Raw genomic sequence first — 11,797 nt, 5'->3', positions numbered from 1 at the left:
CACTCTGTTCACCCTTCCGCTTTTAATTCTAATAGTAAATCTCTTAATTCAGCTGCACGCTCGAAATCTAACGCTTTTGCTGCTTCTTTCATCTCTGCTTCCATCTTCGTAATTGTCTTTTCACGCTCTTTTTTCGTCATCTTCTTGGCTGGTACTGCTTCATATGTTTCCGGCTCTTCAGCAGCTGTCGTTGCACGGATAACATCACGCACGCCTTTTTGAATCGTTTTCGGCGTAATACCATGCTCTTTATTGTAAGCTTCTTGTATAGTACGACGACGTTGCGTTTCTTCAATCGCAATTCCCATCGATCTCGTTATACGATCTGCGTACATAATAACGCGGCCGTTTTCATTACGTGCCGCACGACCAATTGTTTGAATTAATGAACGCTCCGAACGCAAGAATCCTTCCTTATCAGCATCTAAAATAGCTACAAGTGATACTTCTGGAATATCTAATCCTTCTCGTAATAAGTTAATACCGACCAGTACATCAAACTTACCAAGGCGAAGGTCACGGATAATTTCAATACGTTCTAACGTTTTAATTTCAGAGTGAAGATAGTTTACTTTAATTCCTACATCTTTTAAGTAGTCTGTTAAATCCTCTGACATTTTCTTCGTTAAAGTCGTAATTAATACACGTTCATTTTTTGCAATGCGATCTTGAATTTCTCCTAATAAATCATCAATTTGCCCTTCAATTGGTCGTATATCAATTGGTGGATCTAAAAGCCCTGTTGGACGAATAATTTGTTCTATTACCTCCGGTGCCTGCTCTAACTCGTACGGTCCTGGCGTTGCCGAAACGTAAATAACTTGATTCGTTTTCCCTTCAAACTCATCAAACGTAAGCGGTCTATTATCTAAAGCTGATGGCAAACGGAACCCATGATCCACAAGTACTTGCTTACGTGCTTGGTCCCCGTTATACATCGCTCTTACTTGCGGTACTGATACGTGTGACTCATCCATAACAATTAAGAAATCTTCCGGGAAATAGTCTAATAACGTATACGGTGTTGCACCCGCTGGACGAAGTGTTAAATGACGGGAATAATTTTCAATACCTGAGCAAAAGCCCATCTCACGCATCATTTCTAAATCATAACGTGTACGTTGCTCTATACGCTGCGCTTCTAACAACTTGCCATTATCATTTAATTCCTTTAAACGCTCTTCTAATTCTTTTTCGATATTTTCAATAGCGACCTTCATCTTTTCTTCACGTGTAACGAAGTGAGATGCTGGGAAGATTGCTACATGATCACGTTCTGCTAATACTTCACCTGTTAACGCATTTACTTCGCGAATACGATCTATTTCATCGCCGAAAAATTCAATTCGAATACAATGCTCATCAAGTGATGCCGGGAAGATTTCAACTACATCTCCGCGCACACGGAATGTACCACGCTTGAAATCAATGTCATTACGCCCATACTGCACATCAACAAGTTCACGAAGCAATTGATTGCGGTCCTTTTCCATACCAACTCGAAGCGAAACAACTAACTCGCGGTATTCTTCTGGAGAACCTAAACCATATATACACGAAACACTCGCAACGATAATAACATCGTCTCTTTCAAATAAGGAAGACGTTGCTGAGTGACGCAATTTATCGATTTCATCATTAATCTGCGCATCTTTTTCAATAAAAGTATCTGTTTGCGGCACATACGCTTCTGGCTGATAATAATCGTAATAACTAACAAAATACTCCACTGAATTGTTAGGAAAAAAATCTTTCAGCTCACTATATAACTGTCCTGCTAACGTTTTATTATGAGCCATGACAAGTGTTGGCTTCTGCACTTCTTTAATGACATTTGAAATCGTAAATGTCTTACCCGTTCCTGTCGCCCCAAGCAACACTTGCTTTTTCTTTCCACTATTAATTCCCTCTACAAGCTTCTCTATAGCTACCGGCTGATCACCTTGCGGGGAATACGCTGAGATAATTTCAAATTGATGTTCCAAACAAAACCGACCTCCTCGTAAAAAATCTGTATTCCCATTTTACCACGAATGCTCATAAAAAAACCAAGAAAACGAACAGATATTCGGTAAAACTTTCGACAATATATACATAGAAAAAGGAAGGAGCCAAAACTTCCTTCCTCTACTAACTCTATTTTTTAGGTACATATAATAAATCATATCCATTGCGCCCATTTTCATTCACACAGTCTATTAACCTATAAGCCGTTTGTAATTCACGCTGCTCTTTAACAATCCTTTTACAGTTATCTTTATGTAACCCTTTATCCTCACCAGCAAATTGGTCTTTTCTATTATCTGACACATAAAGTATATCGTTCTCACTATGCTCTAGCGTTTGAAAGATCGGGTCACCTTCATGGGTATACTGTACAATCCTTATTTTATCAACCTTCCCTTGGTCAACATTCAAAATGAATTTTTCAAATTTATCTAGATTGGAAATTCCCGCTCTCTTTACAATGACATCATTCTTCCTATCAATTTCAATGTTAGGTTGTGAGCATGCTACTAAGCTAAAGAAAAAGAGAAATAGACATATAAAACCACTTCTTTTTCCTATTGTCATCCTCTCCTATAAAAATTCTTTGTATACCGCAAAAGCTACTTTCCTCTACGAAAGTAGCTTCTCTTTTCCTTTCTCTTTCTTCGGAAAAATCACATATGAAAATGAAATAACTGTATCCACTAAAAGTATAATCGCCCAAACTTGACTAACGCGACTAGCTGGTTCATTTAAAACAATCCCAGTTTCTAACCAATTATGCCATTGGTCAAACGGGACAAAACCGTACAGAAAGAAAAAGAAAATATGCACAACAATGAATAAAACAAGATGCAATACCAAATTTTTTATTTCCTGCTTCGCATAGGCCATACCTGTTAATTCTATATGTTCTTCAATAATAGGCGCTGGTTCATTCCGCCATTTCGCAACTAGCTTTTGCGCAAATATATCAAGCTTCTTCAAATCCTTTTTCCCGTAGAAAACTGCATACAATAAAATAATTACAGTAATGATTTGAAAATTAGAGAACTTCCCTGTTTGATAATAGTCCACTACCCCTAATGTTAAAATAAATACTTCATTTACGAGGAGTACAATCCCCATAATAAAGCTCGCTTTCTTCAAACGGAATCCGTAACGGAGTAAAAAGAAGCCGATAGCCGATAACCAAAATACAATCTCTGCCCCAATTAAAAAATACCAACGATATTCTGCAAGTATACTCATTTATCCATCTCCTTTTCATCATATATACGAAAAGCTTCATCCATATATAATAAAAGTTCTTCTTCAATTGGATACATGCTCATTTTCTGCGAATCTTCCTTCGATTTTCTAACTTCCCATAACTTATCTAAAAATGCTTCATCACCATTAGCCATTTCTAAACACTTCTGCATTAATCTCTTCGTTGCCTCTTGTACCTCATCACTCGCGGCTTCTTTGCCGTCTTTCATAAAAATACGTAATTGCTTTAATAAATCTACCCATTCTAAAACATTCGGATCTTCTTCACTCATATTTGGCAAGTTATGAAGCAATTTTTGTTCTTCCCTTGAAAATACTTCATTTTGAAATATTTCACGTATGCGAGACGACTGCTTCGAAAGCTGGATAAGTTCAAACATAACTTTCCAATCGAGCTCTCCCTCCACATCCACCGAATAAACAACTGCTTGTAAAACACGCTCCATTCGATTGAATTTCTTTTGTTCTTCCTGTACAAATCGAAGTTGTTTTTCAAGTGAATCCTTTAAATTAAGCTCATCTTTTACTAACATATTCGCAGATTCTTTTAACGAAAATCCCATTTCCTTTAAAAATAAAATTTGTTGCAGCCGTATTACGTCAGCTTCACTATATAAACGATGCCCGCCTTCTGTTTTCCCGCTCGGCTTTAATAAATCTATTTGATCATAATAACGTAATGTACGTACTGTTACCCCTGTCTCTCTCGTCAATTGTTGTATGGAAATCACTACCATCACCTCTTCCCCTTCATTATAAAAGATGACGTTACGTCACTTTCAAGTCTTTTGTAAAAAAAATACAAAAAGCTGTTTATACTCTTCGTATAAACAGCTTTTACGGGAATAATCCTTTTTGTACAGCACGCCCACAAAATAAAATAAGTGCTCCAACAACAACACTCGTTGCTGTTTTATGATAATGAGCTGAAACTAATAAATAATATGATAAACCGACAGTACCAATCATAATACAAACGCTTGGCACTGGATTACGAGAGAAGTTCTGCATTCCCCAAAACAAAGCAAAAATAGCCGTAGCGACACATAATACCGGTAATCCCATCCCAGTTCCCCTTTTTCTATCTATTCCTTGTTGCTAACACACTCGTCGATGCCATACTTATTAATAAACCAAAAATAGCAATATATAATAACTCATTTACATGTACTGCTTGCCTATCTAAATGCTTATTTACACAAAGATACACAATGAACAGGAAAATGAAGCTTGTAATACAAATCGTAAAATACGACTTCATCTTATTCACAACTCGCTCATCAATCGACGGAACTCCCTCTTCTTTCAAACGCTTCTGTTCTCTATATTCCGAAATACTATATAAAATGACTAGTGCTACATTCGATATGAAGATCGTTCCCCACGAAATACTTAAAATCATTAAACTCGCATTTAAAATAAGACCCGCTAAAAATAAACTTCCTATAAACCGTATAACATCTTGCTTACTCATACATGATCAACCTCTTTTTGATTTCTATATTTCCACTTCGGCCAATAGTTCACAAAGAAATAAACAAACTGCCCTAGTACAAATAAAACAAACGGCATACCAGCATTTCCATCAACAATTAAATTATATAAACTCCATATCGCTAAACTAATCGTAAAAAATAACCCTACATATTTAAACGCTTTATCTGACTGGAATCTCTCAAACTCATCTTGCATTTTTCATTCCTCCTATCTCTATGCTCGTTTCCCTATCATGACTCCTATGATGAGACTACCCGCAAATAAGGAACTACATATCATAAATATTTCTTGCACTGGTATAACAGCTCTGCCTATTGATTTACTCGCAACAATATAAACAATAAGCAATAGAAACGCGAATACAAATGAGACATTTACATATTTTTTTATATTTTCATTTACTCGCTCATCTATATCTGGAAGTTCTTCTTTTTTATACTTACGCTTTTTGTAATACGCATACACTATCAAAAATACAATTGCTAAAACGTTACTCACTACGAGCGGTAAAATTGGTATAGCCGGATTCATAATATGAACTACAATGTCTCCCAAAAACAATCCAATAGTCGCACCAATCAATAACTTTTTAGTATCTTCCATTTTTTCTCCCCTTACTCTAGCGTAAATATTTCCTCCACCTTCACCCCAAAATATTTGGCGATTTTTAGGGATAACTCTAGACTCGGGTTATAATGATGGTTTTCAATCGCCACAATCGTCTGCCGTGTCACCTGCATCGCCTTTGCCATTTCAACTTGCGTTATATGATTTTGCTTTCTTAACTCTTTTATTTTATTTTTCACACCCATAGGCTCCACCTTCGAAAGTAAAGATATCTTTACTTTAATTATAAATATTTTCCAATTTCAAGTAAAGATATCTTTACAAATTTTAGTAAAACATTTCACTGAACATCTTCTCTAACCAAGTACAAGAGTAATTCAATTTATATCAGCGATTTTTTAAATATATCGACATCCGTAGCACTATAATCATAAGAAAAAAGCTGTCCCAAAATATCTTTTGGAACAGCTTTTTCGTCCTACTACATAAATCCTAATGCATATACAAGAACGTATCCAAGAATAGAAAGGCAAACCGAGCCGATCAGCCCCGCCACGAATGCCTTACTTCCTAACTTACGGAACGTTTTAAACTCTACATTTAAACCAAGCCCCGCCATCGCCATTGCAATCAGCATGTAAGCAATGACAACAATATAGCCGGCAACAACTTCTGGTATAACCCCGAGCGAATGCACTGCACTCATCGCTAAAAATCCGAAGATGAACCACGGAATTGGAAGATCGCGCCACGATTTTTTTTCCTCGCTACCTTCACTCTTACCAAACCATAATCCAATTAAAATCGCTACTGGCACAAGCATTGCAACGCGCGTTAATTTCACGATAACTGCGATGTCTACAGCCGTACTGCCTCCTGGTGCCGCAGCTGCGATGACATGGGCGATCTCATGCAGCGTGGCACCTGAGAATACACCGTAACCGTACTGTGAGAAGCCAAGCACTGGGTATAATAGCGTATAAATAAGTGTAAATATTGTACCTAAAATTGCAATAATCGCTGCCCCAACTGCCGTTTCTTCATCCTTCGCTTTCACTTGCGGTGCAATTGCCACGACCGCTGCCGCACCGCAAATTGCTGTTCCGCACGCTGTTAAAATTCCGAGTTTCTTTTCTACTTTAAATACTTTCGTTAGTCCATATACAACGAAAATCGTAAATGCAATAACAACCGCAGCGATGACCAATACTTTCGGCCCTGCCTTCGCAATATCAACAAGATTTAACCGCATTCCAAGTAAGATGATCCCAAAGCGCAGCAACTTCTTACTCGCAAAGTTCGTCCCGGCAATCGCATCATGAGGAACTCCAATTGCTGCACGCCAAACCATCCCAATTAGAATAGCAATTACTAATTGTCCCATAATATTTAAAAATGGAAGCTCTGCTAAATATTTCGCAGCAATTGCGATTAATAGTGTAATCCCAATTCCTTGCGAAAATCCAAAGCCCTTCTTCTTTTGTATAACAAGTGTTTGTTCCACTTTGAACCACTCCAATAATCGTATTGGAACATGCATGTTCTTTCTACTTACATTATAAGAGAGTTTCTATAATAAGTTTAATATCAATATTAAATCTCTATCATCAGAAATACTTATGATAAGATGATAGAAAAAGAAAGGAGCCCATTACATGAACGTAGACATTTTAAAAATATTTGTTACTGTCGTTGAACAGAAGCACTTCTCCCGTGCAGCAGAATTATTAAACCTTTCACAACCTGGCGTAAGTATGCATATACGCAACTTAGAAAACGAATTTGGCACCACTCTTATTCAGCGCTCCCCAAAGCACGTCCAAGTGACGGAGGCTGGAAACATACTATATATACATGCAAAGCAAATGCTCTCTCTTTACGAAGAAGCCAAACAAGAAATTAACGAACTACATAACGTTGTAACAGGAACTCTTCGCATCGGTGCTAGTTTCACAATTGGCGAATACTTACTCCCAAAAATACTGGCTAACTATGCGAATGAAAATCCACACGTCGAAGTTCATACCTTTATCTCAAATACAGAAGACGTTTTACAAAGCCTTCGCTCTAATCAAATCGATATCGGCTTAGTGGAAGGGCAAGTCGTATACGCCGACGTTGACGTTGAAACGTTTATGCAAGATGAAATGAAGCTCGTCGTCCCTCCAAATCATCCACTGCTCTGCACAAATGAAATAAATGAAAGTACACTCCAAGATCAAGTATGGGTATTAAGAGAAAGTGGTTCTGGTACACGCGCTTATAGTGACCGCTTTATTCATCAACACCATTTGAAAATGAAACGATTCTTTACATTTAGTAGTATCCAAAGCGTAAAGGAAGCAGTTAGTGCCGGGCTTGGCATCGCTATACTTTCTGATTGGACTGTACGAAAAGAGCTACTGGCAAAAGAGCTATTCCACGTCGAAGTTCCAAATGAACAACTAATTCGTCCATTCTCCATCGTGCGCGGCAAATACTTCATCCTGTCTAAAGCCATTCAGGTGTTTTTAAATCATGTAGACTCTTTTGCGAAAAAACAGCATTGACCTTCACATTAGTGTGAAGGTTTACAATACATGTAAAAGGAGTGAAACACATTGCGAATTGGAGAGTTATCAAAAGAAACCGGGGTTAGCGAAAGATCACTAAGACATTATGAAGAAAAAGGATTACTCCCTTCTAAGCGCCTCGCAAATGGCTACCGTGATTTTGATGAAGGTGCCATCGAAAAAGTGGAGCTTATTCAAATGTACTTACAAATTGGCTTAAATTTAGAAGAGACGGCAAGGATGCTGCGCTGCCTCGAAATAGAGCCGCACCTGTACGAAAATCCTTGCAGCAGTATCCTTACGCTTTATGAAGATAAACTTAATGAAGTAACGAAGCAAATCTCATTACTTTCTAGCATTCAAACGAATTTGCAAAAACACGTTTCACTCCTAAAACAAGCAAATGAAAAGGGATGATTACATGTTTGTTATACATGGCAGTTCAAGACAAAACGGAAATACAGAGGCTTTAACACATATGATGATAGAGGGCATTGAAACAGAACAAATTTACTTACGAGACCATACAGTCCATCCTATTACAGACCAACGTCATGATGCAGAAGGATTCCAAGCTGTAAACGATGACTATCAACATTTAATTGAACGCATGCTAGAGCACGACACAATTATCTTCTCTACACCACTATACTGGTACGGAATGAGCGGTCATATGAAAAACTTCGTCGATCGCTGGTCACAAAGCTTGCGTGATACATCTCTTCATTTCAAAGAGAAAATGAAAGGCAAAAAAATGTATGTTGTCATCGTTGGCGGAGACAACCCGAAACTGAAAGCATTACCGCTTATTGCTCAATTCCAATATATCTTTGATTTTGTTGGTTCTTCATTTGAAGGTTATGTTATTGGGGATGCAAATGGACTGGATGAAATTAAAAACGATGCTGAGGCGCTGGCAAAAGCACAATTGTATAATGATAAATTCAAAAATAGTAAATAGAAATTAGTTTGACAAAAACGATGACATCACATCTCTCGAACAAGAATACGAAACATTATTAGTTCAAATCCGAAAATGTAAAGAAGCGCTCTAATGTCTTCCCTATATATCGACAAGGCCTTCCGCATTTCCCAAGAAATATTGAAACTTCGACATAGAATAGCATTAATAAAAGTGAAAAAGCCGTGCATCAGCACGGCTTTTTCACTTTAAATACGGACGGCAGTCCCGCTCACTGCAACCATTAGCATTCCTTCGCGAACTACTTCGTAATCCACGTCGATACCAACAATTGCATTTGCATTTTTTTGTCTTGCGAAAGTTTTCATCTCTTCCATTGCAATGTCGCGCGCTTCTTTTAATTTACTTTCATAAGCGCCCGCACGACCGCCGACAACATCACGGACAGAGGCGAAAAGGTCACGAACGATATTCGCGCCCATAATCGCTTCTCCATTGACGATATCGATATACTCAATAATTTCTTTTCCTTGAATTGTAGACGTTGTTGTTACAATCATGCTTCATAGCCTCCCATATAAGATTTTCACTTACTTATGGTGCACTAATTCAGCAGAAATTATATTTACGAACTGAACTGAGCTTCGTATAAACGGCTATATCCTCCGCCTTGCTCAATTAGTTCCTCATGTGAACCTTGTTCTGCAATACCATCTTTATTTACAACGACGATACGATCTGCATTTTTAATCGTTGCAAGTCTGTGAGCGATAACTAATGTTGTACGGCCGACAGATAGTTCAGCAAGTGATTTTTGAATCGCAAGTTCCGTCTCTGTATCTAATGCGGAAGTCGCTTCATCTAATATTAAAATTGGCGGGTTTTTCAAGAACATACGAGCAATCGCTAGACGTTGCTTCTGTCCACCAGAAAGTTTCACACCACGCTCACCAATAACCGTATCTAAACCGTCTGGTTGTGAGTAAATTAAGTCTTCTAACTGTGCACGTTTTACTGCCTGCCAAATTTCAGCTTCTGACGCCTTTAAGTTTCCGTAAGCGATATTTTCACGAATTGTTCCTGAGAATAAGAACACATCTTGCTGCACAATTCCAATTTGCTTACGAAGTGAAGATAACGTCATATCTTTCGTATCAATACCATCAATTTGAATCGATCCTGACGCTTGTTCATAAAAACGTGGTAATAGACTACATAACGTCGTTTTTCCAGCTCCTGATGGTCCTACGAAAGCAACTGTTTCACCTGCATGTATTTTCAAACTAATATCATTTAAAATCGGTTCTTTATTTTCATATCCGAATGTAATGTTGCTATATTGAATATCACCATGTACATGTTTAACTTCCATCGCATCTTTAGAGTCTACAATATCTGGCTCTGTTTCAAGAAGCTCTACATATCTCTTAAAACCAGCGATCCCTTTCGGATAGCTTTCGATTACCGCATTAATTTTTTCAATTGGGCGGAAGAAAATATTCGTTAATAGAACGAATCCGATAAATCCACCGTACGTTAATTCACCTTGCAGAACAAACCATGTACCGCATATTAAGACGAAGAGCGTTACGAGACGCATGAGCATATAACTAATCGATGAATTTAACGCCATAATTTTATACGCCATTAATTTCGTTGTACGGAAACGAGCATTGTTTACAGCAAATTGATCTTTCTCAAACCTTTCATTTCCGAATGCTTGTACAACACGGATACCACCAACGTTATTCTCAATACATGCATTAAAATCAGCAACGTCTGAGAATAAACGTCTAAACGTACCTGTCATTTTTTTATTGAAGTAAAGTGCCAACCATAATAGGAATGGAATAACGAAGAACGTTAATAGCGCTAACTTCCAGTTGATCATCATCATAAATGAGAATGCCCCAACTAAAGTCATAACAGCGATAAATAAATCTTCTGGCCCATGGTGAGCAATTTCCCCAATTTCCATTAAGTCGTTTGTAAGACGTGAAATTAAATGACCTGTTTTATTATTGTCAAAAAATCTGAATGATAGCTTTTGAATGTGATCAAATAATTTCTGCCTCATATCCGTTTCAATGTTAACACCAAGCATATGTCCCCAATATGTAACGACATATTGTAAGCCTGCATTTAATATATACACTGCAAGTAAACCGAAACAAGCCCATAAAATAAGCGTCCAGTTTTGTCCTGGCAATAACTTATCAATAAATTGATTTACGATAAGCGGGAAGCCAAGTTCTAGTAACCCTGCGACAACCGCGCAAGAAAAGTCGAGTATAAATAAACCTTTATACGGTTTATAGTAAGAAAAAAATTTACGTAGCATATCTTACCTCCATTTTCCAAAATTAAAACACCCTCTAAATGATAACCATTATCAAATAATTATTCAAGTTATCCGTCTATGAAACTAAAAAGAATGTTTGCGATAGTTGTCGTTTTTTTGCCGGAAAGTCGATATATTTGAATAATCGCCGATGCAAATACCATTTACTACCAAACCCACCCCCCACAACAAAAAAAGGTATCACCACAAGGTGATACCCTTTCTTCTATTTGTGATTTTTCATAATTAATAAAACTGAAAGCTTATTATTTCCAATGTTTTTTCTTAATTTTTTTCATAATTCTCCTTACTAAAACCTACCTAAAACAATTATTGAATATTACTTTTATAATTAAGCAAAATTAAGTAACAATCATTGAAGGATTCTCCGACTGATAAAATTTATTTTAAATATAATATTTCAAAACACATTCAAACTGTACACAGAAAAGAAAGTCTAAATTTTTATTTTTGGAACTTGATTGGGACAAGAAAATCTAAACCAAAATCTTTTTAGATTTATATAATAACACGTCTGTTGATTATCTAAATTCTACCAAAAAATGAATGCAAAAGAGAGATTCCTCTTGTACAATGTAAGTTACCACACCAACATTGACGAAACGAGGAATCTCTCATGAACAAGAATACCACGTC

At 37.1% G+C, this 11,797-nt stretch carries 15 protein-coding genes and 1 pseudogene; 4 read left to right on the top strand and 12 right to left on the bottom strand.

Annotation, left to right across the window (positions count from 1 at the left end):
* Positions 1 to 8: 8 nt before the first annotated feature.
* The 10 genes from uvrB to ILT06_RS24890 all read right to left on the bottom strand — a co-directional run bounded on the left by uvrB (position 9) and on the right by ILT06_RS24890 (position 6,829).
* Entirely contained in the window at positions 9 to 1,985 is a 1,977-nt protein-coding gene (uvrB, locus tag ILT06_RS24935; RefSeq protein ID WP_064476209.1) for an excinuclease ABC subunit B, read from the bottom strand.
* Between the two features lie 151 nt (positions 1,986 to 2,136).
* Positions 2,137 to 2,574, bottom strand: a complete 438-nt coding sequence (locus ILT06_RS24930; RefSeq protein WP_222655631.1) for a DUF4362 domain-containing protein — start codon at positions 2,572 to 2,574, stop codon at positions 2,137 to 2,139.
* Positions 2,575 to 2,619: 45 nt separating this feature from the next.
* Positions 2,620 to 3,240, bottom strand: coding sequence for a hypothetical protein (locus tag ILT06_RS24925; protein ID WP_088047807.1), 621 nt, complete (start codon positions 3,238 to 3,240; stop codon positions 2,620 to 2,622).
* Positions 3,237 to 3,998, bottom strand: coding sequence for a MerR family transcriptional regulator (locus ILT06_RS24920; protein WP_222655630.1), 762 nt, complete (start codon positions 3,996 to 3,998; stop codon positions 3,237 to 3,239). Before ILT06_RS24920 ends, ILT06_RS24925 begins: the two co-directional genes overlap by 4 nt.
* Before the next feature lie 100 nt (positions 3,999 to 4,098).
* Positions 4,099 to 4,326, bottom strand: coding sequence for a hypothetical protein (locus tag ILT06_RS24915; protein ID WP_064476205.1), 228 nt, complete (start codon positions 4,324 to 4,326; stop codon positions 4,099 to 4,101).
* Positions 4,327 to 4,342: 16 nt separating this feature from the next.
* Positions 4,343 to 4,735 (bottom strand): ATPase, encoded by a 393-nt coding sequence (locus ILT06_RS24910; RefSeq protein ID WP_088047805.1) that lies wholly within the window; start codon positions 4,733 to 4,735, stop codon positions 4,343 to 4,345.
* Complete coding sequence (locus tag ILT06_RS24905; RefSeq protein ID WP_064476203.1) at positions 4,732 to 4,953, bottom strand: hypothetical protein; 222 nt, start codon at positions 4,951 to 4,953, stop codon at positions 4,732 to 4,734. The genes ILT06_RS24910 and ILT06_RS24905 overlap by 4 nt, the downstream gene beginning before the upstream one ends.
* 18 nt (positions 4,954 to 4,971) lie before the next feature.
* On the bottom strand, positions 4,972 to 5,361 hold the full coding sequence (locus tag ILT06_RS24900) for a hypothetical protein (RefSeq protein ID WP_098103016.1): 390 nt from the start codon (positions 5,359 to 5,361) through the stop codon (positions 4,972 to 4,974).
* Between the two features lie 11 nt (positions 5,362 to 5,372).
* Positions 5,373 to 5,570 (bottom strand): helix-turn-helix transcriptional regulator, encoded by a 198-nt coding sequence (locus ILT06_RS24895; RefSeq protein WP_000538364.1) that lies wholly within the window; start codon positions 5,568 to 5,570, stop codon positions 5,373 to 5,375.
* A gap of 236 nt (positions 5,571 to 5,806) precedes the next feature.
* Positions 5,807 to 6,829 (bottom strand): YeiH family protein, encoded by a 1,023-nt coding sequence (locus ILT06_RS24890; protein WP_064476201.1) that lies wholly within the window; start codon positions 6,827 to 6,829, stop codon positions 5,807 to 5,809.
* 151 nt (positions 6,830 to 6,980) lie between these two features.
* On the opposite strand from ILT06_RS24890, the gene ILT06_RS24885 reads away from it, so the two are divergent.
* The 4 genes and pseudogenes from ILT06_RS24885 to ILT06_RS32700 form a co-directional block, all read left to right on the top strand.
* Positions 6,981 to 7,874, top strand: a complete 894-nt coding sequence (locus ILT06_RS24885) for a LysR family transcriptional regulator (RefSeq protein WP_088047802.1) — start codon at positions 6,981 to 6,983, stop codon at positions 7,872 to 7,874.
* 51 nt (positions 7,875 to 7,925) lie between these two features.
* Entirely contained in the window at positions 7,926 to 8,294 is a 369-nt protein-coding gene (locus ILT06_RS24880; protein ID WP_064476199.1) for a MerR family transcriptional regulator, read from the top strand.
* A 4-nt stretch (positions 8,295 to 8,298) separates the two neighbouring features.
* Positions 8,299 to 8,838 (top strand): flavodoxin family protein, encoded by a 540-nt coding sequence (locus ILT06_RS24875; protein ID WP_064476198.1) that lies wholly within the window; start codon positions 8,299 to 8,301, stop codon positions 8,836 to 8,838.
* A gap of 16 nt (positions 8,839 to 8,854) precedes the next feature.
* Positions 8,855 to 8,932, top strand: a pseudogene (locus ILT06_RS32700) (macrolide transporter); the annotation flags it as partial.
* Between the two features lie 115 nt (positions 8,933 to 9,047).
* On the opposite strand, the gene ILT06_RS24870 reads toward ILT06_RS32700, so the two are convergent.
* Both ILT06_RS24870 and ILT06_RS24865 read right to left on the bottom strand, forming a co-directional pair.
* The gene (locus ILT06_RS24870) at positions 9,048 to 9,359 is read right to left on the bottom strand and encodes a heavy metal-binding domain-containing protein (protein ID WP_000637523.1); all 312 of its coding nucleotides are present in this window, start codon (positions 9,357 to 9,359) and stop codon (positions 9,048 to 9,050) included.
* A gap of 65 nt (positions 9,360 to 9,424) precedes the next feature.
* On the bottom strand, positions 9,425 to 11,140 hold the full coding sequence (locus ILT06_RS24865) for an ABC transporter ATP-binding protein (protein WP_048563441.1): 1,716 nt from the start codon (positions 11,138 to 11,140) through the stop codon (positions 9,425 to 9,427).
* Between the last annotated feature and the right edge of the window lie 657 nt (positions 11,141 to 11,797).

The organism is Bacillus sp. 17RED48 (assembly GCF_019837545.1).
Classification (GTDB): domain Bacteria; phylum Bacillota; class Bacilli; order Bacillales; family Bacillaceae_G; genus Bacillus_A; species Bacillus_A wiedmannii.
This window is presented reverse-complemented; position numbering and strand designations above follow the sequence as displayed.